Origin of the sequence: Variovorax sp., assembly GCF_965279555.1 — a bacterium.
Classification (GTDB): Bacteria; Pseudomonadota; Gammaproteobacteria; order Burkholderiales; family Burkholderiaceae_C; genus Variovorax.
Genome location: NZ_OZ257247.1, coordinates 713,515 through 736,046, shown reverse-complemented (window position 1 = coordinate 736,046; position 22,532 = coordinate 713,515). Strand labels below are relative to the sequence as shown.

Annotated in this window: 24 protein-coding genes; 6 read left to right on the top strand and 18 right to left on the bottom strand. The window is 65.1% G+C overall.

Features of this window, described 5'->3' with window-relative positions; all coding sequences use genetic code 11:
• Positions 1-90 precede the first annotated feature (90 nt).
• The 13 genes from ACQY8B_RS03695 to flgB all read right to left on the bottom strand — a co-directional run bounded on the left by ACQY8B_RS03695 (position 91) and on the right by flgB (position 11,740).
• Positions 91-1,824: a methyl-accepting chemotaxis protein gene (locus ACQY8B_RS03695; RefSeq protein WP_422085459.1), complete on the bottom strand. Its 1,734-nt coding sequence runs from the start codon at positions 1,822-1,824 to the stop codon at positions 91-93.
• 7 nt (positions 1,825-1,831) lie between these two features.
• Positions 1,832-2,059 (bottom strand): hypothetical protein, encoded by a 228-nt coding sequence (locus ACQY8B_RS03690; protein ID WP_422085458.1) that lies wholly within the window; start codon positions 2,057-2,059, stop codon positions 1,832-1,834.
• Positions 2,060-2,123: 64 nt separating this feature from the next.
• Positions 2,124-3,689 (bottom strand): methyl-accepting chemotaxis protein, encoded by a 1,566-nt coding sequence (locus ACQY8B_RS03685; RefSeq protein WP_422085457.1) that lies wholly within the window; start codon positions 3,687-3,689, stop codon positions 2,124-2,126.
• Positions 3,690-3,748: 59 nt separating this feature from the next.
• Entirely contained in the window at positions 3,749-4,264 is a 516-nt protein-coding gene (locus ACQY8B_RS03680; RefSeq protein WP_422085456.1) for a chemotaxis protein CheW, read from the bottom strand.
• 85 nt (positions 4,265-4,349) lie between these two features.
• Positions 4,350-5,366, bottom strand: a complete 1,017-nt coding sequence (flgJ, locus tag ACQY8B_RS03675) for a flagellar assembly peptidoglycan hydrolase FlgJ (RefSeq protein WP_422085455.1) — start codon at positions 5,364-5,366, stop codon at positions 4,350-4,352.
• Between the two features lie 10 nt (positions 5,367-5,376).
• Positions 5,377-6,468 carry a flagellar basal body P-ring protein FlgI gene (locus tag ACQY8B_RS03670; protein ID WP_422085454.1) on the bottom strand — a complete coding sequence of 364 codons (1,092 nt, stop codon included), beginning with the start codon at positions 6,466-6,468 and terminating at the stop codon, positions 5,377-5,379.
• A 119-nt stretch (positions 6,469-6,587) separates the two neighbouring features.
• The gene (locus tag ACQY8B_RS03665; protein ID WP_422085453.1) at positions 6,588-7,295 is read right to left on the bottom strand and encodes a flagellar basal body L-ring protein FlgH; all 708 of its coding nucleotides are present in this window, start codon (positions 7,293-7,295) and stop codon (positions 6,588-6,590) included.
• The gene (gene flgG / locus ACQY8B_RS03660) at positions 7,295-8,077 is read right to left on the bottom strand and encodes a flagellar basal-body rod protein FlgG (protein WP_422085452.1); all 783 of its coding nucleotides are present in this window, start codon (positions 8,075-8,077) and stop codon (positions 7,295-7,297) included. Before flgG ends, ACQY8B_RS03665 begins: the two co-directional genes overlap by 1 nt.
• Before the next feature lie 67 nt (positions 8,078-8,144).
• Entirely contained in the window at positions 8,145-8,891 is a 747-nt protein-coding gene (locus tag ACQY8B_RS03655; protein WP_422085451.1) for a flagellar basal body rod protein FlgF, read from the bottom strand.
• 40 nt (positions 8,892-8,931) lie between these two features.
• A complete protein-coding gene (flgE, locus tag ACQY8B_RS03650) occupies positions 8,932-10,152 on the bottom strand; it encodes a flagellar hook protein FlgE (protein ID WP_422085450.1) in 1,221 nt (406 codons plus the stop codon).
• A 59-nt stretch (positions 10,153-10,211) separates the two neighbouring features.
• Positions 10,212-10,892: a flagellar hook assembly protein FlgD gene (locus tag ACQY8B_RS03645; RefSeq protein WP_422085449.1), complete on the bottom strand. Its 681-nt coding sequence runs from the start codon at positions 10,890-10,892 to the stop codon at positions 10,212-10,214.
• 20 nt (positions 10,893-10,912) lie between these two features.
• Positions 10,913-11,308 (bottom strand): flagellar basal body rod protein FlgC, encoded by a 396-nt coding sequence (flgC, locus tag ACQY8B_RS03640; RefSeq protein WP_422085448.1) that lies wholly within the window; start codon positions 11,306-11,308, stop codon positions 10,913-10,915.
• Positions 11,309-11,332: 24 nt separating this feature from the next.
• Entirely contained in the window at positions 11,333-11,740 is a 408-nt protein-coding gene (gene flgB / locus ACQY8B_RS03635) for a flagellar basal body rod protein FlgB (protein WP_422085447.1), read from the bottom strand.
• Positions 11,741-11,960: 220 nt separating this feature from the next.
• Here flgB and flgA point away from each other — a divergent pair, with 220 nt between their 5' ends.
• The 4 genes from flgA (at position 11,961) to ACQY8B_RS03615 (ending at position 14,398) form a co-directional block, all read left to right on the top strand.
• Positions 11,961-12,674, top strand: a complete 714-nt coding sequence (gene flgA / locus ACQY8B_RS03630) for a flagellar basal body P-ring formation chaperone FlgA (protein WP_422085446.1) — start codon at positions 11,961-11,963, stop codon at positions 12,672-12,674.
• Positions 12,675-12,763: 89 nt separating this feature from the next.
• Entirely contained in the window at positions 12,764-13,072 is a 309-nt protein-coding gene (gene flgM, locus ACQY8B_RS03625) for a flagellar biosynthesis anti-sigma factor FlgM (protein ID WP_081265906.1), read from the top strand.
• Complete coding sequence (locus ACQY8B_RS03620; RefSeq protein ID WP_081265907.1) at positions 13,069-13,533, top strand: flagella synthesis protein FlgN; 465 nt, start codon at positions 13,069-13,071, stop codon at positions 13,531-13,533. Before flgM ends, ACQY8B_RS03620 begins: the two co-directional genes overlap by 4 nt.
• 46 nt (positions 13,534-13,579) lie before the next feature.
• On the top strand, positions 13,580-14,398 hold the full coding sequence (locus tag ACQY8B_RS03615; protein WP_422085445.1) for a winged helix-turn-helix transcriptional regulator: 819 nt from the start codon (positions 13,580-13,582) through the stop codon (positions 14,396-14,398).
• A gap of 192 nt (positions 14,399-14,590) precedes the next feature.
• Here the strand turns inward: ACQY8B_RS03615 and ACQY8B_RS03610 are convergent, their stop codons facing one another.
• From ACQY8B_RS03610 to iteA, 4 genes are all read right to left on the bottom strand, one after another.
• On the bottom strand, positions 14,591-14,836 hold the full coding sequence (locus ACQY8B_RS03610) for a hypothetical protein (protein ID WP_422085444.1): 246 nt from the start codon (positions 14,834-14,836) through the stop codon (positions 14,591-14,593).
• 517 nt (positions 14,837-15,353) lie between these two features.
• The gene (locus ACQY8B_RS03605; RefSeq protein WP_422085443.1) at positions 15,354-15,584 is read right to left on the bottom strand and encodes a DUF4224 domain-containing protein; all 231 of its coding nucleotides are present in this window, start codon (positions 15,582-15,584) and stop codon (positions 15,354-15,356) included.
• Positions 15,585-15,705: 121 nt separating this feature from the next.
• Positions 15,706-17,994, bottom strand: coding sequence for a S8 family anti-phage peptidase IteS (gene iteS, locus ACQY8B_RS03600; RefSeq protein WP_422085442.1), 2,289 nt, complete (start codon positions 17,992-17,994; stop codon positions 15,706-15,708).
• On the bottom strand, positions 17,930-19,120 hold the full coding sequence (gene iteA, locus ACQY8B_RS03595; protein ID WP_422085441.1) for an anti-phage ATPase IteA: 1,191 nt from the start codon (positions 19,118-19,120) through the stop codon (positions 17,930-17,932). The genes iteS and iteA overlap by 65 nt, the downstream gene beginning before the upstream one ends.
• A 340-nt stretch (positions 19,121-19,460) precedes the next feature.
• On the opposite strand from iteA, the gene ACQY8B_RS03590 reads away from it, so the two are divergent.
• Positions 19,461-20,336 carry a hypothetical protein gene (locus ACQY8B_RS03590; RefSeq protein WP_422085440.1) on the top strand — a complete coding sequence of 292 codons (876 nt, stop codon included), beginning with the start codon at positions 19,461-19,463 and terminating at the stop codon, positions 20,334-20,336.
• Positions 20,337-20,391: 55 nt separating this feature from the next.
• Positions 20,392-20,574 carry a hypothetical protein gene (locus tag ACQY8B_RS03585; protein WP_422085439.1) on the top strand — a complete coding sequence of 61 codons (183 nt, stop codon included), beginning with the start codon at positions 20,392-20,394 and terminating at the stop codon, positions 20,572-20,574.
• Here the strand turns inward: ACQY8B_RS03585 and ACQY8B_RS03580 are convergent, their stop codons facing one another.
• Positions 20,575-22,524, bottom strand: coding sequence for a hypothetical protein (locus ACQY8B_RS03580; RefSeq protein WP_422085438.1), 1,950 nt, complete (start codon positions 22,522-22,524; stop codon positions 20,575-20,577).
• Positions 22,525-22,532: the final 8 nt, after the last annotated feature.

The following is a 22,532-nucleotide window of genomic DNA, read 5'->3' as shown; positions in this document are numbered from 1 at the left end:
AATAACGGGAGACGGCGGCTGTCACACGCAAAGCGGCCACGCCGTCATCCTGTTATCGGCATCGGATCGCCAGACTTGAGTCCTTTCGTCTCAAAACTCGGTCCAATCGCCTTTTGGGTCGCCGGCCATCGCCAACTGAGGCGACGGAACGACGGCCGGTGCACGGCGTGCGGGCAGTGCCTTGGGCGGCTGCTTCGCCACCGGCCGCATGGGTTTCGCAGGCCTGGGGATGGGGGTGATGCGAGTAAAGCCGGGGCGCACCGTGGCGACGGCGTTGGCATCGATCTTGAAGATGCTCACGGTCTGCACGAGGCCGCTGGCCTGCTCCTGCAGCGACTGGGCGGCGGCGGAGGCTTCCTCGACCAGCGCGGCGTTCTGCTGCGTCACCTGGTCCATCTGCGTGATGGCCTGGTTGATCTGCTCGATGCCGGAGGTCTGCTCCTGGCTCGCTGCGGTGATCTCTCCCATGATGTCCGTCACTCGGCGCACACTGCCGACGATTTCGTCCATGGTGCGGCCGGCTTCTTCCACCTGCTTGCTGCCCTCTTCGACCTTCTCCACCGAGTCGCCGATGAGGGTCTTGATTTCCTTGGCTGCTGCTGCCGAGCGTTGAGCGAGGCTGCGCACTTCGGAGGCCACTACCGCGAAGCCGCGGCCCTGCTCGCCGGCACGGGCTGCTTCCACCGCCGCGTTCAGCGCAAGGATGTTGGTCTGGAACGCAATGCCGTCGATGACGCCGATGATGTCCACGATCTTCTTGGACGAGGCGTTGATCGATCCCATGGTGTCGACCACTTGGGAGACGACGCTGCCGCCCTTCACCGCCACTTCGGAAGCAGACACGGCCAGCTGGTTCGCCTGACGCGCGTTGTCCGCGTTCTGCTTCACCGTCGAAGTCAGCTCTTCCATCGAAGCAGCCGTCTGCTCCAGCGAGCTGGCCTGCTCCTCGGTGCGCGAAGACAGGTCCTGGTTGCCCGAGGCGATCTGGCTCGAAGCCGTGGCGATCGTGTCCGTCCCCATGCGCACTTCGCGCACGATGCGAACCAGGCTTTCGTTCATGGCCTTCAACGCCGCCATCAGGCGCCCGGTCTCGTCCTTCGAGCGCACCTCGATGCGCGAAGTGATGTCCCCGGCGGCGACCTTCTCGGCGACCTGCACGGCCTCGCCGATCGGACGCGTGATCGATCGCGTGGTGAACCATGCAATCGCCGCGCCGAACAGGATCGCGAAGCCGCCCAGCGCGAACATCAGGTTGCGCGACCAGGCATAGCCTTCAGCGGCTTCCCGGCTGGCGGCCTGGGCCTGCCTGCTCTCGCTGGCGTCCATGGCGTAGAGCTCGGTCAGCAAGTTGCGCACGGCGGGCTGGAACTTCGTGATGAAGACCTGCGTCGCTTCCTCGTTCTTGTTCTGCAGCGCCAGCTCGGACAATTGGGCATTCAAAGGCAAGAGCAGCGACGCCTTTTCGTCGATCCTGGCCAGCAATGCCTTGCCCTCCTCCGCGGCCAGCTTTTTCTGCAAGGTCTTTTGGGCTTCCGCATAGCGTTCGCGGGCGCTGACGATCTTCTTCGACTCCTCGCGCATTGCCGCTTCTTCGGTCAGCAGGATGAGGTTGCCGTCGAGAATGGCGATATCGCGAACCGCGTCCGCCATGGTGTTGACCGCCGCCACCCTGACGTTGTTGCCGCCGACGATGCCTTCAAGCCGCGACTGCACGTCGCCCATGGCCTGCAGGCCCAGGCCGATGGCCCCGGCCAGCATCAGCAGAACGGCGGCAAAACCCGCACCCAGACGGGTGCCGATCCGTAGATTGAGAAAGGAGCGCATGGGTGTTTCAAGAATCTCTTGCGTTGACGTTTTGAAGAACCCGGTCCAGCCTCTGTGCGGTCTTCAGTGCGTTGTGGCTGGAACGGTGGAAGGAGCGCGCGATGAACCACGCGATGACAATTCCGGCAAGCAGCGATGCGGCGCCCAGCGCCAGCATCGCGTTGCGCGCCCACGCAAGGCCGGCGCCGGCCTGGAAACCGACGCCGAGCGCCACCGCCAGCAGCAGGAAAACCACGGCAATGCCGGCGCCCAGGCGCAGGGCGAACTTCGGGGAAAGGCGGGCACGAGACAACACCTTGTCAAGCCGCCACGGCCACGGCCTCGTCGGCGTCGAGCTTGAAGGTGCTCACCGCCCTGACGAGGTTGTCGGCCTGCTCCTGCAGCGACTGGGCCGCGGCCGAGGCCTGCTCGACCAGCGCGGCGTTCTGCTGTGTCACCTGGTCCATCTGCGTGATGGCCTGGTTGATCTGTTCGATGCCGGAGGTCTGCTCCTGGCTGGCTGCCGTGATCTCGCCCATGATGTCCGTCACACGGCGCACACTGCCGACGATCTCTTCCATCGTGCGGCCGGCTTCGCTGACTTGCTTGCTGCCTTCCTCGACCTTCTCCACGGAATCGCCGATGAGGGTCTTGATTTCCTTGGCGGCCGATGCCGAGCGCTGTGCGAGGTTGCGAACCTCGGAAGCCACCACGGCAAAGCCCTTGCCCTGCTCGCCGGCGCGGGCTGCTTCCACCGCTGCGTTCAAGGCGAGGATGTTGGTCTGGAACGCAATGCCGTCGATCACGCCGATGATGTCCACGATCTTCCGGGACGATGCATTGATCGAGCCCATGGTGTCGACCACCTGCGACACGACATTGCCGCCCTTCACCGCCACGGCCGAAGCCGACACCGCCAGCTGGTTCGCCTGGCGTGCGTTGTCCGCGTTCTGCTTCACCGTGCTCGTGAGTTCCTCCATCGAGGCCGCCGTCTGCTCCAGCGAACTCGCCTGCTGCTCGGTGCGCGAAGACAGGTCTTCGTTGCCCGCCGCGATCTGCCGGGACGCCACGGCAATGGCGTCCGTCGAAGCCTTGATGCGCGTCACCAGGTCGGTCAGCGTGTCTTCCATCTCGCCCATGCCGCGCAGCAACCGGCCGAAGTCGCCGCCGCGATCGGTCTCGAATTCCTGGCTCAGGTCGCCGGACGCCACGGTCTCTGCGATCAGCAGCGCCTCGCCGATCGGCTGCACGATGCCGCGCGTCAGCAGCCATGCAATGACCGAGCCCAGCGCCAAGGCAAGCGCCGCCAGCACGACCAGGTAGACGCGGCCCGACTGGTACTGGGCCTCGATGTCGCTTGCCGTGCTGTCGATCTGCTGCTGCTGCAGCGCTGCCATCGCGCGGATGCTGGCATCGTAGGTTTCGAGCACGGGCAGCAGTTGGGTGTCGGTGAGCTTCGCGGCCTCTTCCGGTTGGCCGTCGGCCTTCAGCTTGAGCAGCTTGTTGCGCAGCTCCACGTAGTCGCCGCGTTTTCTCTTGATGTCGGCGCTCAACGCCAGCTCTGCGGGGGAGACCAGCATGCCCTCGAGCTTCTTCTGTGTCTCGGAAATTCCGGCGCTGGTGTCGGCAATGCCTTTTTTCAGGTAGTCCTGCACCGTGGCGTCAGTGCTCTTGAGCAGCGAGATGGTTCGCACGCTGTTGGAGGTGGTGCCCAGTTGCCAGGCCGAGGCCAGGCGCTCCTTCACCAGCGATTGCCGGGCCAGTTCCTTCGTGGCCTCGCCCACCGCCTGCAGGCGCAGCACGCCGACTCCGGCGATCAGCACCACCAGCGCGAGCACGACCGCGAAGCCGGCGCCCAGGCGCTGGCTCGTATTCCAATTCTTCATGTGGCTTGTCTCCTCTCGGACCCTCTGGTGTCTTTTTTTATGCGGTGCCCGGAGAACGCTCAGGCCGCCATCTTCTCGATGAGGCCCATTTCCTGGCTCGACATGAGCCGGTCGATGTCCACCAGGATCAGCATCCGCTCGTCCAGCGTGCCCAGCCCGATCAGGTAGTCCGCGTCCAGCACCGAACCCATCTCCGGCGCAGGCTTGATCTGCTCCGCCGTCAGCGTGATCACGTCCGACACACTGTCCACCACCATCCCCACCACACGCCCGCCGATGTTCAGCACGATCACCACCGTGAACTGGTCGTACGTCGGGTCGCCCAGCTTGAACTTGATGCGCATGTCGATGATCGGAACGATGATCCCGCGCAGGTTCACCACACCCTTGATGTATTCCGGCGCGTTCGCAATGCGCGTTACCGCGTCGTAGCCGCGCAGCTCCTGCACCTTCTGGATGTCGATCCCGTATTCCTCTTCGCCCAGCTTGAACGTCACCACCTCCAGGCGGCCCGCTCCTGTGGAAGCGCCGGACTGCTGCTGTTGCCGTTGCTGGATGCTTGCGATCTCTGCCATGGGAATTCCTGTGTATTCCAGTGTTGGGGAAAGGCTCGCCGCGCATGCGGCGGCCGTTACCGGGCAAGGCTGCGCCGCGCGGGGCTCAGCCGAATTTCTGCATGATGCGAACCAGCTTCTCGCCGTACTTCGGATCGGTGGCGTAGCCCGCGCGCTGCAGGCCGTGAGCTGCTTCGTGCGGGTCGTCGGTGGCCAGCACGTTCGCGTAGCGCGGGTTTCGCGTAATGAAGCGCGCGTAGTCGGTGAAGGCTTCGTCGTACGAGGCGTAGGCGCGGAACTTGGCGCGCACCTTCTGCGGCTCGCCGTCGACGTATTCGGTGGTGGTGGTCTCGACCGTCGGGCCCTTCCAGCTGCGGTCGGCCTTGATGCCGAACAGGTTGAAGCTCTGCGTGCCGTCGTCGGCGCGGATCTCGCGCTTGCCCCAGCCCGACTCCAGCGCGGCCTGCGCCAGGATCAGCGGCGCGGGCACGCCGCTGGCGGTGCTGGCCACCTGCGCGGAAGCGCCCATGCGGCCCACGAATTCGTCGACCTGGCCCTGCAGCGAGGCATTCGCTGCCGGTGCACGGCGCTCGCCGCTGTACTGGTACACACCCAGGTCGGACGCCGTGGAGACGCGTCCGGTGGGCGCGGAGCCTATCGGAATGCCCGCGCGCGGAGAAAACGGCAGGCCGCTGGCGCGCGGCTCGAGCGGCATCGGCCGGGTGCCGATCTCGGCGTCCGCCTCGGCATCGGGCGGGCCCGACGGCAAGGTGCGGCGCAGTTGCTCGAGCATGGCCTCGGCCAGCCCCACGCCGCGCCCCGACAGGTTCTGCGCGAGCTGCTGGTCGAACATCGACTGATAGACCTTCTGGCTCTGGCTGTCGAGCATGCCGCTGGAAGGCGTGGCTTCGCGCATGCTCTTGAGCACCATGTTCATGAACATGGCCTCGAACTGGCGCGAGACCTGCTGCAGCCCTTCTTCCGGCGATGCGCGCACGGTGCGGCGCAGCGCATCGACGCCCTGCACGTCCAGCGCAAAGCGTTGGTCGAGCGCGCCGGCGCGGCTGGCCGCATCGGAGGTGTTCCATGCGCCCGCGCCGGCGCTCGTGTTCGAGACGGTCATGCGCGCGGCCTCAGATGATTTCCAGCTCGGCGCTCAGCGCGCCGGCCGATTTCATGGCCTGCAGGATCGACACCAGGTCTTGCGGGTTCGCGCCCAGGGCATTGAGCCCCTTGACCACGTCCGACAGCGAGGCACCGCCGCGCACCATCTGCATCGCGCCGCCGCCCTGGTTCACCGAAATCTGCGAGGTCTGCGCCGCCACCGTGGTGCCGCCGGAGAGCGCACCCGGCTGGCTGATGACGGGTTCGGTATTGATGACCACCGACAGGTTGCCGTGCGCAATGGCGCAGTCCTTCACCCGCACCGCCTGGTTCATGACGACCGAGCCGGTGCGTGCATTGACCACCACGCGCGCGCCGGCCTGCGTCGGCGTCACTTCCAGGTCTTCGAGCTTCGCGAGGAAGCCCACGCGCTGCTGCGGTTCGGGCGCACGCACGCGGATCACGCGCGCGTCGATCGCCTCGGCCGAGCCCGGGCCGAACTGCCGGTTGATGGCATCGACCGCGCGCTGCGTGGTGCCGAAGTCCGAGCGGTTGAGTTCGAGCGTGAACGTGCCCTCGCCCCCCACCGGCGCCTCGACCGTGCGTTCGACCAGCGCGCCGCCCGGAATGCGGCCAGAGCTCAGCTGGTTGACCTGCACCTTGCTGCCGTTGGCCGATGCGCCCGCGCCGCCGACCACCATGTTGCCCTGCGCCACAGCGTAGGTCGCGCCGTCCACGCCCTTCAGCGGCGTCATCAGCAGCGTGCCGCCGCGCAGGCTCTTCGCATTGCCCATGGACGACACCGTCACGTCGATGTTCTGGCCCGGCCGCGCGAACGAAGGCAGCGTGGCCGTCACCATGACCGCCGCCACGTTCTTCAGCTGCATGTTCACGCCTTGCGGAATCGTGATGCCCAGTTGCTGCAGCATGTTGTTCAGGCTCTGCGTGGTGAACGGCGTCTGCATGGTCTGGTCGCCCGTACCGTCCAGGCCCACCATCAGCCCGTAGCCGATCAGCGGGTTGTCACGCACGCCCTGGATGCTCGCCAACTCTTTCAACCGCTCCGCATACGCAGGCGCAAGGAGCAGAGAAGCTAACACCGCAACCGCCGCGATGCGCAAGCGAGCCGAAAAATTCGTGGGATGCCGCGGAACCGGCTTTGCCGGGCCGCAGGCATCGCCCCCTGCAAGGGGGAAGGAGAAGCGACACGAAGTGCGCGAAGCCTGGGGGTTTTTCATAATCAGAATGGCATCACGTTGAGAAAGATGCGCTGCATCCAACCCATGGTCTGGGCCTCGTCGATGTAGCCCTTGGCCGAGTATTCGATGCGTGCGTCGGCCACCAGCGTCGAAGGCACGGTGTTGTTGCCCGACACGGTGCGCGGGTTCACCACGCCCGAGAAGCGGATGAACTCCGTGCCCTGGTTGATGCCCATCTGCTTCTCGCCGCTCACCAGCAGGTTGCCGTTGCCCATCACGTCCACCACCGTGACCGTGATCACGCCGCTGAAGGTGTTGTTGGCGTTGGCGCCGCCCTTGGCGGTGAGCGAGTTGGTGCCGCTGAGCTTGTTGTCCTGCCCGTCGAGCAGGCCGCCGATGAGTTTCGGAATCGCCGCGAACACGCTCGTGGTGCTGCCCGCGCGGCTGGCGTTCGCGCCCGAGTTCTTGGTGGCATTGACCTTCTCGTTGATCACGATGGTCAGGATGTCGCCGATGTTGCGCGGGCGCCGGTCCTCGAACAGCGCGTTCGCGCCCGGACCGTCCTGGAAGATCGCGCCGGGCGAGCGCCGCGGCTGCAACTGCGCATAGCTCTCGGCGCGCGCCGTCATCGGCTGGTGCACCAGCGGCTCGCGCGGCACCTGCGCGCAGCCCGCGGCCAGCGTGGCGACGAGCATCGCCAACAGCACCCTGGCGGCGCCGCCCCGACGAAGAAGACGCGCACCCTGCATCACAGCTGTGCCAGGCGCTGCAGCATCTGGTCCGAAGTCTGGACCGCCTTGCTGTTGATTTCGTACGAGCGCTGGGTGGCGATCATGTTGACCAGCTCTTCCACCACGTTCACGTTCGAAGCCTCGACGTAGCCCTGGCTCAGCGTGCCCGCGCCATCGACGCCGGGGTTCACCTGGTTGGGCGCGCCCGAGGCGTCGGTTTCGGCATACAGGTTCTCGCCGCGGCTTTCCAGGCCCGTCGGGTTGACGAAGGTCGCGAGCTGCAGCTGGCCGATCTGCACGGTGTTCGTGCTGCCGGCCTGCACCACCGACACGATGCCGTCGCGGCCCACCGTGATGCTGGTGGCGTTGGCCGGAACGGTGATGGCGGGCTGCACCGGGAAGCCGCTGGCGGTCACGAGCTGGCCGTCGCGGTCTTTCTGGAACGAGCCGTCGCGCGTGTACGAGGTGGTGCCGTCGGGCATCAGCACCTGGAAGAAGCCGCTGCCGCTGATGGCCACGTCGGTCGGCTTGTCGGTCTTGGTGAGGTTGCCTTGCGAGTGGATGCGCTCGGTGGCCACCACGTGCACGCCGGTGCCGACCTGCAGGCCCGAAGGCAGGCGGGTCTGGTCGGACGACTGGGCGCCGCTCTGGCGCAGGTTCTGGTAGACCAGGTCTTCGAACACGGCGCGGCTGCGCTTGAAGCCGGTGGTGCCGACGTTGGCCAGGTTGTTCGACACGACGTCGAGCTGCGTCTGCTGCGCATCGAGGCCGGTCTTGGCGATGTAGAGGGAGCGAATCATTTCTTGAAATTCCTGCGTGTGTTGCGTGCGGGGCGCGTGATGGCCGGAAAGCGGTGCGTGCGGCCGATCAGCCGTAGGCCAGCAGCTTGTTGGCCGCCTGCGCGTTGATGTCTGCGGTCTGCAGCGACTTCATCTGCATCTCGAAGCTGCGCGCGTTGGCGAGCATGGCGACCATCGCCTCGACCGGGTTCACGTTGCTGCCCTCGACCACGCCGGTGACGACCGTGACGGCCTCGTCGGCTTCGGCCGGCGGCAGGCCTTCGCGCATGCGGAAGAGCCCGTCGTCGCCGCGCACGAGGTCGGTGGTGGGCGGATTGACCAGCTTCAGGCGGCCCACTTCGGCAATGCCGGTGAGCGTGCCCGAGGCCGGGTCGCGCGCGCCGACCAGGCCGTTGGGGGCGATGGCCACGGCCGAGCCGGGCGGCACGGTCATGGCGCCGTTGTCGCCCATCACGGCGCGTCCGCCCATGGTGGTGATCTGGCCGTCGGCGCCGATCTGCAGGTTGCCGACGCGGGTGTAGGCCTCGCCGCCGTCAGGCGTCTGCACCACCAGCCAGCCCTGGCCGCTGACGGCCACGTCGAGCGGGCGGCCGGTTTCGGTGAGCGGGCCGTGAGTGAAGTCGGCACCGGGCGTGGTCGCGGCCACGAAGGCGCGCGTGGGCGCCTCCTGGCCGACCACGGGCACCGCGCGGAAGTTGGCGATCTGCGCGCGGAAGCCGGGCGTAGAGACGTTCGCCATGTTGTTGGCCACGGTGGCCTGCTGATCCATGGCCTGCTTGGCGCCGCTCATCGCGACATACAACATTCGATCCACTGGGTGCTCCTGGTGTCGGTCGTTCGGTGGTGATGCCGCCTCAGCGGATGTTCATCAGCGTCTGCATGACCTGGTCCTGCGTCTTCACGGTCTGCGCGTTGGCCTGGTAGTTGCGCTGCGCGACGATGAGGTTGACGAGTTCGGAGGTCAGGTCGACGTTGGACGACTCCAGCGCGCCCGATTGCAGCGAGCCGAGCTTGGTGCCTTCGCCCGGGGTGCCGGTGAGCGCGTTGCCCGAAGCCAGCGTCTCGGCCCACACGTTGTTGCCCTTGGGCTCCAGGCCGTTCGGGTTGGCGAAGGACGACAGCACGACCTGGCCCAGCAGCTTGGTCTGCTCGTTGGAGAACTTGCCGGTGATGGTGCCGTCGGGGTTGATGGAGAACGAGGTCAGCTCGCCCGAGCGGTAGCCGTCCTGGCTCAGCTTGCTCATGCCGTTGGCGGCGCCGAACTGGCTGGTGCCCGAGAGGTCGATCGACGCGGTCAGCGGGGCCGCGCCGTTGGTGAAGGTGATGGCGCCAGTGCTCAGCTTGCCGCCGGCGGGCGCGGTCATCACGCCGTTGGCGTCGAAGGTGAGCGTGGTCAGCGCGGCGCCGGCGTTCAGCGGCGCGCCGTCGGCGGTGCCGTACACGTTCCAGGTGTTGGCCGGCGTGGCGCTCTTCACGAAGTACACGGACAGGTCATGCGGGTTGCCGAGCGAGTCGTACACAGGACCGACGGCGTTCGAGTAGTTGAAGGTGGCGGAGTCCGCGGGGTTGAACGGCGTCTTGGTCGGCGTCACGAGACGCGCGTCGAGGTTGAACTCGGCGTTGACGTTGCCGGTCGCCTTGGGCGTCATGGACGCGGTCGGGATCTGGATGGCCGACGGCGTGCCGCCGTTGATGCCGCCGCTCGCGTTCACGCCGTAGCCGGTCAGGCGCAGGCCGGAGGCGTTGACGATGTAGCCGTCCTTGTCGCGCGTGAACTGGCCGTTGCGCGAATACATGACTTCGCCGGTGGCGCTGCTCAGGCGAAAGAAGCCGTCGCCGTTCAGGATGGCCACGTCCAGCGGGCGGCTGCTCGACTGGGTCACGCCCTGCGTGAAGTTCTGCACCACGCCCGACACCGAGGCGCCCAGGCCGACGCGCGAGCCGGCATACACGTCCTGGAAGGTGGCGGCGGCGGACTTGTAGCCCACGGTGCCCGAGTTGGCGATGTTGTTGCCGATGACGTCGAGATTGGCCGCGGCCACGCCGAGTCCGCTGATGCCCTGGGAAAAGCTCATGATGGTTCCTTACTTCAATGCGTTCAGTGCTGCGATGGAAAAGAGAGGAGGCGCACGCCTCAGAGGAACAGGCGCACGTCGGACAGGCCGATGCTGGCGCCCGAGCCCAGTTCGAGCGTGACGCCGCTGGCCCCCTGCTTGACGGCCGCCACCTGCGAGAAAGTCAGCGCGGTGGCGGTCACGGCCGCAGTGCCGTTCTTGGCATCGACAGTGAAGCGGTAGGCGCCCGCGGCCACCGCGTTGCCTGCCTCGTCCTTGCCGTCCCAGGTGACGGCGTTGACGCCTTCCTTCATGGGGCCGGCGTCGATGGTGCGAACCACATTGCCCTTGTCGTCGAGGATCTTGATCGTGACGTCCGCGGCGGTGCCCGGCAGCTGCACGCCGAAGGCCTGCGCGGCGGGGTCCTTGCCGTCTTCGGGCTTCTTGGTGGTGAGCACGTCGCCCGGCGACAGCACGTTGTAGCCAATGAGCGAGGTCGCCTGCAGCAGCTGGTTGGCGCCGGTCTGGTTCACCAGGCCCGAGAGCGTGGTGTTTAGCTTCTCGATGCCGGTCACGGTGCTCATCTGCGCGAGCTGCGAGGTGAGCTCGGCGTTCTGCATCGGGTTGAGCGGGTCCTGGTTGTTGAGCTGCGTGACCAGCAGCTTGAGGAAGCGCTGCTCGTTGTCCTGGCTGGAGACGGTGTTGCCGGTCGCGCTCGATGCGTTCTGACCGGAGATGGAAGAGGTGTCGGAGATGGCCATGGAGTGTGGGTATGAGGGGTTTACTGGCCGATGGTCAGCGTCTTGACCATCAGCGTCTTGGCCGTGTTGAGCACTTCGACATTGGCCTGGTAGCTGCGCGAGGCCGAGATCATGTTGGTCATCTCTTCGACCACGTTGACGTTGGGCATCGCGACGTAGCCTTCGCCGTTGGCATGCGGGCTCTTGGGGTCGAACACCATCTTCGGCGGCGAAGGGTCTTCGATGACGCCCGAGACCTTCACGCCGCCGATGTCCTGTTGGCCCGAAGGCGCGACCTCGAACACCACCTGCTTGGCGCGATAGGGCATGCCGTCGGGGCCGGCCACGCTTTCGGCGTTGGCCAGGTTGCTCGCGGTCACGTTCATGCGCTGCGATTGCGCGGTCATGGCCGAACCCGCCACGTTGAAGATGTTCATGGAAGTGCTGGGAAAGGGCATGGCTTACTGCTGTGCCGCCGAGAGCAGCGACTTGATCTTGGCGTTGATGACGGTGAGGTTGGACTCGTAGCGCAGCGCGTTGTCGGCAAAGGCGATGCGCTCCACGTCCATCTCGACGGTGTTGCCGTCCAGGCTCGACTGGTTGGGCGTGCGGTAGAGCAAGTCCTTGTCGGGCATGGCCTGCGCCTGGCCCGCGAGATGGCGCGACGAGGTGGTGGCCAGCGACATCGACTGCGACGTGCGGCCGCGCTCGACGGCTTCGCTCAGGCGGCTGCTGAAGTCGAAGTCGCGCGCCTTGTAGTTGGGCGTGTCGGCGTGCGCGATATTGGCCGCGAGCACCTCCTGGCGCTCGGCCCGGAGGTTGAGGGCCTCGCGGTTGAAGCGAAGCGCCGCATCCAGCTTGTCGATCATCTTTTTTCCATCCGTTGTGGCGTCGCCAATGCACGAGGCGCAGCGACAGATGGAAAGCGAGTCTATGCATGCATTGCGTTTGCAATCGTCCGAACAAAGGGGGTTTTCGCCTGCTGCTCGCACCTTCGACCCGGCACCGGATTTCTAGAATTGCCCGGCGCCGGCGTGTCTGCGTCGACTCCCGTGCCACCTGTTTTTTTGCCCTTTCCTCACGCTGCCGATGAACCTCCTACAGCTCCGGACCCGCCTGCTGCGCACCCTGTTGCCGACACTGCTGGCGATGGCCGCGTGCGTGGCTCCCGCGTGGGCCTCGGCGCTCGCGGCCGATGCCGCCGGCACGGCCATCCAGAAATACCTGCAGGTGCAGACCGCCGGCCTGCCGGGCAAGGTCACGATCAGCCTGGAAGGCCGCGGCACCGAGGCGCTGCCGCCCTGCGAGGCGCCCGAGGCCTTCCTGCCGCCGGGCGCCACGCCCTGGGGCCGGGTGTCGGTCGGCGTGCGCTGCCAGACGGAGCGGCCGTGGACGCGCTTCGTTCAGGCGCACGTGTCGGTGGAAGGCAGCTATTTCGTGGCCGCGCGCGCCATCGAGACCGGCCGGCCGCTGGGCGCGGGCGACGTCACCGAGCGCACCGGCGACCTCACGCGGCTGCCGCGCTCCGTCATCACCAGCGCGGCCGAACTGGTCGGGGTGGTGGCGGCCAACCGCATCGGCCCGGGCGCGCCGCTGCGCAAGGAATCGGTGCGCGGGGTGACGGTCATCCAGCAGGGCCAGGCGGTGAAGCTGGTGGCCCAGGGCGAAGGATTCGTGGTCAGCACCGAGGGCAAGGCCCTGAGCGGGGCGAGGGTCGGCGCGGTGGTGCAGGCCAAGACCCGGGAGGGCCGGCTGGTCAGCGGCGTGGCGGACGAGGAGGGGCAGATCCAGCTCGCGCAGTAGCCCCTGGAGCCCGTTTCAACCTCGTGCACGCAATTCCTAAAGTTCTTGCCCGGGCTGCCGATATACCGGTCAGCCCCTGAGGAATCACCTTGAAAATCGATCAACCCGCCCCTTCGGCCACTCCCCTCCATCGATCGCCCGCCACGGGCGCGGCCCCGATGACCGGCGCCGACGCGCCCGAGCGCACCAAGGAAGCCAAGGAAGCTGCGCGGCAGGCCTCCGCGCACGTCCATGCGCTGCCCGCAGCTACGGATGGCAGCGATTTCGACGCGGCCCGCGTGGCGGCGATCCGCGAGGACATCCGCGCGGGCCGCTACCAGGTGCGCCCGGAACGCATTGCCGACGGCCTGCTGGCCAGCGTGCGCGACCTGCTCGACGGCAAGAAGGACGGCCAATGAACGACGCCCAGGCTCTGCTGGCCCGGCTGCGCACGGAAGCAGCCTGCATCGGGGAATTCCTGGCCGTGCTGGACCGGGAGGCCAAGGCCATGTCGGCCGGCGTTTTTACCGACCTCGCGGCCATTGCCAGCGAGAAGACCCGCCTGCTCGACCGCATGGCCGAACTCGACCGCGAGCGCGAAGCCATGCAGGCGGCCATGGGCTACGAGCCGGGCCGCGCGGGCGCGGATGCCGCAGCGGCGGGCGGCGGCCCCGAGTTGCAGCAGGCCTGGGCCGAACTGCTGGTGCTGGCGGTGCAGGCGCGCAGCCACAACCTGCGCAACGGCTCGATGGTGTACGCGCACCTCGACTTCACCCAGCAGGCGCTGCATTTCCTGCAGGCCAGCGCACAACTCTTCTACGGCCCGGACGGCATCCGCAAGACGCAATCCGGCGGCGGAAGCCGACTGGCAGTGGGCTGAGCGGCACCGCTGCCTGCTCTCCACGAACCGCATTCGAACTATGGACATGAACAACGCTCAAGGCTCGCGCCATGTGGCCATGGTGGGCTGCGACAAAGCCCAGGCGAAGGCCTGGGGCCAGCGCCTGCAGCAGATCGGCTGCACGCCTGCGCCATTCGACTCCAGCGCGGATTTCCTGAGCGCCGTGACCCACGGCGCGCCGTTCGACCTGCTGCTGGTCGTGCTCAAGGACGAAGGCGCCTGGCCGGTGCTCACCGCCATGTGCAAGGCGCTGCGCATCCCCATCTTCCTGGTGGTCAATGCGCTGCAACGCGACCTGCTGAACGAGGTGCTGGCGGTGACCGGCAGCGACTCCCCCGGCGCCGGCATCGACTTCGCGGTGCTGCCGGTCGACGATTTCGAGGTGGAACTGCGCGTGCGCGAAGCGCTGCGCCGCAACGAGACCCTGCTTCACCCGCATTCGGTGAGCGCGCTGTTCGGCAACTATCACTTCCTCGGCAGCCGCAAGGTCGTGGTGCATCGGGGCAGCGAGATCCGGCTGAAGCCGCGCGAGTTCGAACTGGCGCTGCTGCTGTTCCGCAACGCGGGGCGCCTGCTGGAGCGTGAATGGCTGCTGGCCTCTTTGTGGGTCGATTCACGGATCGAACGCAAGAGCCGCGTGCTCGACTGCTGCGTGGCGAACATCCGCCGCAAGCTGTCGCTGCACAAGGAAAGCGAGTTCGTCCTGCACTCGGTCTATGGACGGGGGTATGAGCTGCGGCACGTGCCGGGATCGGCAGGGTCGCCGGCCATGGCCGACAGCGGCTTTCCAGACACCTCCAACGAGCCCACCTGGCTCGAGGAAACAGAGCGGGCCCGGGCGTAAGCGCGGGGCCTGAGCCAACCCGACGGCAGCCCGCAAGGCGCTTTGGGGTTTTCCCCGCCGATTGGGGACAACTTTGGGGAAAACCGGGGGGATTGCGCGCGGAATCGTTGCCTGGCGTGGCCTGCAACACGGTGCCTGCGAAATGAGCAGCGTGGAAAACTCTGCCGTTCGGGCTCGGAAACGGCGCTTTTCCTACACCTGATAACCGGCGTCTTGCGAGCGGATCATCCACTCGTCGACAAAATATTTCGCCCGGAAACGGACACGTTCAAGCGCAGCTTCGCGCGACGGCTGCTGAGCCAGCACGAACACACAGCGCTGCTCCCTGCCCTGGCGCAGTTCGGCCTTGCCGCTGTAGGTACCTTCCGGTGCCTGCGCGAGGTCTACCCAGCACGTCCAGCCTTCGGGCAGATCGAAGTCGGGGAGTTCTTGGGTCATGGCAATTCGAAGAATAGTTCTCCGGGGGCAGGCGCTCAATGCCGGGCCATGTGCCGCGAGGGCTTTTTGACAGCCGGCCGAAGGAGCGCGCATGCGCCCCCGGCCGGACAAAAGAACTGACGACCTCCAGCCTCGAGGAACCACCGTGAAGGCGGGTGCCGAAGCGACCTCTACCAACGCCAAAAGACCGTCTTCCGCAGTATCGCGGGGGAAACTTAAGCCGACCTGAATCTGGGGACGGTTTTTCCCTGGGATGAAACGGGCAAAAAAAATAGCCCCTTGCGGGGCCATTCTTGGAGGGAGGCAGCAGCATGTCGGGCTGCAGAGCGCATCACTGCTAACTTTTGCTAACGTGCTCCGACTTCAATGCCCCCAACGATGCCCCCAAACTTTGGCGGCTGCCCCCGATGCCGAGGTTGAAAGGCAACGCCCGCCTTCTCTAGGCTGGGCAGCTTTCCCGCCGTTGTAATCTGGTGACACCGCTGCATGGGATCGCGTGTAGCCGCCTCGCCGGACGTCAAGACCAATCCCGATCCAACTGGCCGGCCAAGACTTTCGGAACCCAGCGCGGCCTTTCCGCCGGGGCCGCGGCCCCTTCGATTGCGACCCGAGTTACAACAGGGTGACCAGTTGCGGAAACGCGAAATGGAACGGCCTGAGTTCGCAGCCAGGTGATCTGCTTCGACTTCATGCGCCGGCCGGTGAGCTGGACGAGCTCGTCATCGCTCAGAAAAAGGGGTTGCTTCATGCCGCTACCTTGTTTTGCGCACTAACTTCGGCACTAACCGCCGCCGCACTAACCTTCGCGTCTGCCCTGGCTTGGATCTTGGCGGTGAGGTACTCCACCTTCTGACGCCAGCGGCAGCCCTCTAAATCCGCACGGGCACTCGCACGGGAACCGGATTGCTGACCCAGTTGGTGGCGTTCAACGCCCTCAGGCCGTCGGCATGAACGGACATGTCACCCGAGAGGCTGCGCAAGGTGCACACAATGTACGCTTGGATCGGCTGCGTCAGCGGCGGCTCGAAGGCGCGAAGGTAGGGACGGGCCTGCAGCGCCCATTCACTGCCAGAAATCCCGCCAGGGAACGCCTTTCGGTGAACCTTGACCGGAGCCCACTTGCCTCCGTGTTCAATCTGCGCGGCTTCATAACCATCGGTGTAGTCTTCGCCCTTCATGGGGACCTTGCTGGTGATGTTGTCCCCGGACAAAACACCAAAGCTCAATTCGACATTCGCACGGACATACTCCGCCCCCGCATTGGAGTCCAGGGGTGGCGCGTAGACACAAGTGATGATCACCTCACCGCGGAACTTGTCCTCGTGTATCAGTGAAGCGGGTAGCGGATAAGGCGCCCTGCGCCACCGCATACCGGGCACCAGACTTGTTTCGAATAAAAGGGTGAAGCTGTCTGGCGTGTCATACAGACAGTCCATGACATCCAACGGCAAACCGGTCCCGAAGTAGCGACGCTCGGCAGGCGAATAGGCGGTGGAGGACAGTTGCGCCGCATGAATCATCAAGGCCTTGACCAACGAAGGCGTCGGTGTTCGCCCCGCGCCCGCCAACGATTGCCACACGTGAGCGGCCATGGTTGCAGCCACCGGCGCGGCAAAGCTCGTCCCGAAACTATGCCCCATGGTGTCGTTCGCTCCGAGAACAACCATGCTGGAGGAGCCTGTCTTCCAAGGGGTGTGCACATTGCCACCCGCGTGGACGATGTCCGGCTTGGGCGTGAACACCGGCCCCGGGCCCCGGCGTGAATAGGCTGCAGGTTCTCCCGCGGCATTTAGGGAATCGATCCCCGCAGCATGGCACACCGAGCCCACGGTCAATGCCCGTATCGATTCGGCAGGACTGCCGATCCTGTCCTGAAGAAGAGCCCCCGCCGGCCAAATCCGGCGCGGCTGTTGAACATAGTTTCCCGCAGCCACCACAAACAAGACGCCGTGTCGATCGCTCAGCCGATCCAGCGCCATCGCAAACTCGCTAAAGGACTGCTCGTCACAAGGCACAGGAACGCCCAGTGACAAGTTCCAAATCTTCACATCGGGCCGTTTCGGAATGGCTTCCTTCAGGCGCTCGATCAGATCTGCGATGTTCGCGCTTCCCGATTCGAGACCACAAACGTCATAAACCAGGCTGCCATACGCAGGCAGTTCGGGGTGGTTGGCATTCATCGCATGAGAACTGGCCACCAATGAGGCCACATGGGTTCCGTGCTCATAGTCGGTATCCGGCGGGAGCACATAAGTGTCGAAGCCGTCGACCCACGGTTGAAGTTGCTGCGCTTGCGCGCTCACTCCAGTGTCAAACACAGCAACCGTCGGTAGACCGTCTGGAGGAAGGCCTATTGCGGGCGACGGGCCGCTGACTCGGGACGGCGTTCCTGTGCGCGTTGCTGAAGGCACCGCAATAGGTTCCGGCGCGATTCGCCGAATCCCAGCCAGAAGCGACAAGCGATGCAAGACTTGATCTGACGCATCCTCCAGTCCTGCGAGTCGAAAGATGGACCATCCAAACGCTGCCGCATCCAGGTGCTGCACGTTCAGATGCAACCCACGAAGCTCATCGATGACAGCTTCTTCGACGGCCACATTCGCATGGTCGTTTCCGTATCGAAAAAGGCGCACGATGGCTCGACCACGCGCGCGCAACGATTGACGTCCTGAAGGAACACGCCGTTCGGCACCCCAAGGCTCGATCATCGTAATCGCGCTGAGGTTGGCACGAATTGCCTTCGTGTTGCGCCGGAGAACTACGTCGCGCAAGGTGGTGAGGCTACCGGCATGCGCGGCGACCAGCACTTCGTCTATTCGCTCATGACCTGCAGGCAACAGGCCCGTCTCAGCGATCAGCTGAATCGGGCGGTGGCTCTTGGCAATGGCTTGCTGCCGAAGCCGAAGAATGAACGTTCCCAGCTTGTTTCGCGACGCCTGCACTTCGGCATGTATTTGAGCGGACGCTTGATCCAGCGATTGGACCAGCCGTAATCGATACTGGGGATCGACATCCACAAATTCAGTGGGCCCGTCCCCGCCGGGGGCCACACCCGTGAGATCTGCAGCTCGAAACTCAACTCTCTGAAACGGATTACTTGTGACGGGTTCGATTCGATTTGCGCCGCGACGCGGCGTCGCTTCCCTCCGAGTTGCCATCTGCCTTCTCCTTGGTGATATTTGTAATCTGCCGTGTCGAGGTATCGTAGAGATGAGCGAGCGCACGAAGCGTGAACACTTGCGGCTGCCACTGCCTCAACCACTGCATCTCTTCTTCCTCCGTGCTCAGCGCAACGCCCTTTGCCAGCGCCATCGAAATGCCCAACCGACGGAACAGACCATGAACATCGATCAATCCAGCACGTTTGAGAACCGCATCTCGCTTGGCATCCAGGCTGACTTGCTCGATGAGTGCGCCGGACGCTCCAAGGGAGGCCGCGACAAGCTCCTCGATGGTCTGCGGCTCTGAAACCATGGTGCCCAAGAATCGCCCCCACAGGGCGCGTCGTGCATCACTAGCAGGTAGCGGCATCGGCAGGTTAAAGCTGAAACGGCGCCAAACGGCTGCATCCAAGAGACGCTCGTGGTTCGTTGCGGCAACCAGAATGGTGGACGCACTGAGCGCGTCCATGTTTTGAAGCAGCGCAATCACGACGCGCTGCAGTTCACCTACATCTCGCTCGTTGCCCCGCGCACCCGCAAGCGCATCGAACTCATCCAAGAAAAGCACGCACGGCCGATGTTCCGCGTAGTCAAACACACGGCGAAGATTTCGACTGGTTTGCCCAAGCAGACTGCTGACCAGTGTGTCGCAGCGCACCGTCAGCAGAGGAAGGCTCAATTGTGCGGAAAGCCATCTGACGAGTTGCGTTTTTCCGGTACCTGGCGGACCGTATACCAACATCCGATTGGGAAGCGCCGCGCCAACGCGCGCGAGTTGGTCATAGTGGCGCACGCCAGAAAGAAAGTCTTCAACCCGCCTTTCGAGCGCACTCGGAAGCACCAGATGAATATCTTCGCTACGAGGTTGGCTGACATCCACGGTATGAAGCCTGCTTTCACCATCGACAGGCAGGCTTGAGAAACTTACTCCTCTCTCTGCATCCTGGGCCGAAGCGACCGCAGCGGGCGCGCGAGCGAGCCGCTCTCTGATCATTCGCGCTTGCGCGCGGTCGCCTTGGTCATGAAGCTTGTCGGCCAACAGGCCCGCGTAGTTCATCGCCAAGCTCGCGTTCGACTTGAGCGCGCCGTCAAGGATTTTCAGGACTTCGGAGATGTGTTCCACATTGATGCTTTGCTAACAGCTCAGTGTACACGCCGTCACGAAAAATGCATTCAGTGTTCCGCATTTTCTCCATGAAAATCGGATTTCGCCCATATGGTTTCATTAACCAGGACCTTTGTTCCGGCGCCTGACATACCATGGGGCTGCGGCTTTGCTTATTTGATAATCACGCCATCACGTCGACGGGCGGCAAACCATCCTTGCGCTTCCATGCCGCCATCGAGCGCCCGATCCACCGGCATCGCCCGACGTCACTCTTATGGCGATGGCTTGCCATCCGCGGGAGAGTTCGACTCACGAGGCCTGTAACAACTGCTTGACTATCTCGCAAGGAGCAAACATGCCCGCTCCAGACAGCCTCAGTGATCTGCGTGTGAGGTACGCGCGTATTCTGGGGCAGCTCGACACGCTGATCGAGTACAGCCGTGAGCTCGCTCGGCGCTTCAATGGCATCGTGCCTGAGACCAAAGCGCAGGTAAATGCCGCCCCGATCTTTATCAAGCAGGTTTGCCACGCGATCTCGCTCCGCCGCTTAATGCCTGCGCAGATCGACGGTGGGCCTCGGGAGCTATGGGATGCTGGGTCTGTGTGCGCGCTCGCACGGTGCGTGATCGACGCATACGACGCGCTCGCATACTTCGCGTTGGACGCGGTCACCGAGGAAGAGCGCGATTTCCGAGAGCTGTTAAGCGATCTGCATGATCAAGAGCGTCGGACGAAGATGTTGGATTTCATCGGCTCGACGCAACCGGAAGCCATCACCATACGGGCCAACGCACTAGCTCTTCGCGTTCGCGCGAGAGTTCACCCGTTCTTCGCGCGAGTCGGAAAAACCTCGCAGCAAAAGATCGCGCAGGGTGATGCCCCCCAGTACTACCTCAGTCAGCGGGAAAGGAATCAGGTCGGCGGCATTGACCATCGGCACTACCTCAGCGCCACCATTTACCTTTCGCAGTACGTGCACACGACGCCGATGGCGATCAATCAGTGGAGGCACTTCAAAGCCGGCGGCATTAACGAAGTGCGGGTCATGATGCTCTCGATGCAGCATGCCCTGCCGTACTTCGCCAAAGGCGTGCACGCGATCATGGTGATGTTCCCACGCGAGGATGAGGTGCCGCAGACCGTGGCCGATGTGCTCGACTTCTGGCTTCCGGTCGCCGAGGGCGGAGTACCAGGGCGAGGACCAGATCCCAGATCAGCATCCACCAGTTAGTCCAGTACTTTCGCGTTCACTTCGCATTGGCCCTCACCTCGGCTACATTCGGCCCATGGCACGCGACCCAAAGAACTTCACCGGCGAGAACATGAAAGGCCTCCTCGAGGCCTCTTATCGCGACGAGCGGCTGCGCGAGGGCAACAAGCTGGTTGGCCATTTCGGCCTGACCGTCATCCTGCTGGCCGCGGTCGTCGTGGCCGGCTTCATCGGCTTGGTCCAAATTTTCGCCCGCTGATCAGCGCCGGCCTTCGCGCATCTCCCTGATGCGTCTGAGATTCGTAGCCTTCCTCTCGTCATACGAAGCCGCGCCGGCGGCGGCTGCCGCGGCACTCACCGGCCCTGCGGCCGCGTTGAGCTGGTTCACCTCGGCTGCTGCGCGCACGCGCGTCGGGCTGGCCAGCAGTCGCGCCGCGGTGTTCGTCACGACAGGCGCCGCCAGCGCAGCCCCGATCGCCGCTGCGTTGCCAGTTGCGAGTGCCGTCCCCAGACCTGCCGCCCATCCGATCATTGCGCCTTGGCGCGCCGTACCAGACGGGTTCGAGAAGACCTTCGATCCTTCGCGTCGCATGTTTGCCACGGCGCCCAGCTGATTCACACGCTCCTGAAGGCCTGGGTAGCCACTGCTGCCGAACAACGCACGCCGCGCCGCGGGGCTCATGGCGGACAGATTCGTCAAGAACGTCTCCGAGCTGAAGGCGTCGCCGAGCTCGTTCTGCTGGCCAGGCTTGGCGCGGCCCAGGCGCTGCAGTACGGCGGCAGTGACCTCACGCCGGTTCTCGACGGGCATTGACTTCATGACGCGGCTGATCTGCGTGCCGCCCTCGGCGAGGCCCGTGGTGGCAGCGCGAAAGATCTTCTCCGGCGCATCCTTGTTGACCACGGACTCAAGCTGCTCGAGGCGTTCAATGCTGGTGCGCGTGTAGCGGTTGGCGCGCTCCCAAGACTGACGCGCCTGCGGGCCAGCCGTGTTTGCTGCGTCACCCAGGTCATCGCTCAGCGCGGCGTAGAGCGCGCGCCACTTGCTGCGTGGCACATCGGACATCAACGAGTTTTCGGAGATCTCGCGGCCCACGAGCGAGCGGAGCTTCTGCACGGCTTCGTAGGGCAATTGGCCAGGCAAGGTCGTTGCGCCGGTGCTCGACATGCCCGCAGGTGCCTGCGCTCGGCGAGCCAGTTCGAGATCTTGGCCCAGCGCGCTCTCGATGGAGCCGATGCGCGCATTCTTGAAGAAGTTGCTGATGTTCGGCGCACCTGGGATGCCATCATTCAGCGATTCCAGCACCACCTGCGTCCGACCCACCCCCATCGGTGTCGCTGCGGGGATGAACTTGTCGAGGTCCGTGTACAGGCGCTGCTGCACCGTCTTCACGTTGTCCTTGAAAGCGTTCACTCCTTTTGCGATCGCTGCGCCGGCGTCGGTCCCTGTTGCGTTCGGCGCCAGTGCATCCGTCAGTTCCTGGACGCTGCGTTGCATGGCCTCGGCCTGCGCTTCGCCGCGGCGGATCATGATGCCCGAGCCGCCCACCACGTTGGACAGGCCCGTCTCCGCGGCCTGGATGGCGCGCGAGCTTGTGGCTTGACCCATCGTGGGCGTGGTGCCGGTCGCGTCTTCGAAGGTCTTGATGCGGCCGGCCATCTCGGAGCGCCCTGCTTCACCGCCCCGGATGGCACCGCGGACAGCTGCGCGTGCTGCGAACGGGACGGTCGTGGGTGCCATAGCGCCTGCAAGGCCCGCAACGGTCTGCGCGACCGCGCCGCCGCCGCTTTCCCGCGTCACTCCCGCGGAGCCTGCACCGGCGCCACCGCTCAGCACCTGCATGCCGGGTGCCGCCGCCAAGGCGTTGCCAACGGCTTCTGCGACTGGTGCCCCCGCGCTCTGCGCTAGACGTGCTGCGACTTGGCCAGCGGCCGCGCCAGACGTGCCACCGGCCATGCCTGCCGCCACGTCCTGCACAACGCGCTCCGTTGCGTTCTTCGGTTCCGGCACACCGGCGGCGCTCATGAGGCTGTCTGCGGCCGCGCCAACGCGCTGGAATCGAAAGCCATTCCCCTCGCCGACCGTCGCGTCCAGGCCAGTGTTCAGCAGCCCCGTTGCGGCGTCTGAGACGACCCCTGGCAGGGCCAGGGCCCCCTTCACCCCTGCGCGCGCTGTTAGGCCCACCTGGCGGGCGATCTCGCCGGACATCGACGTCG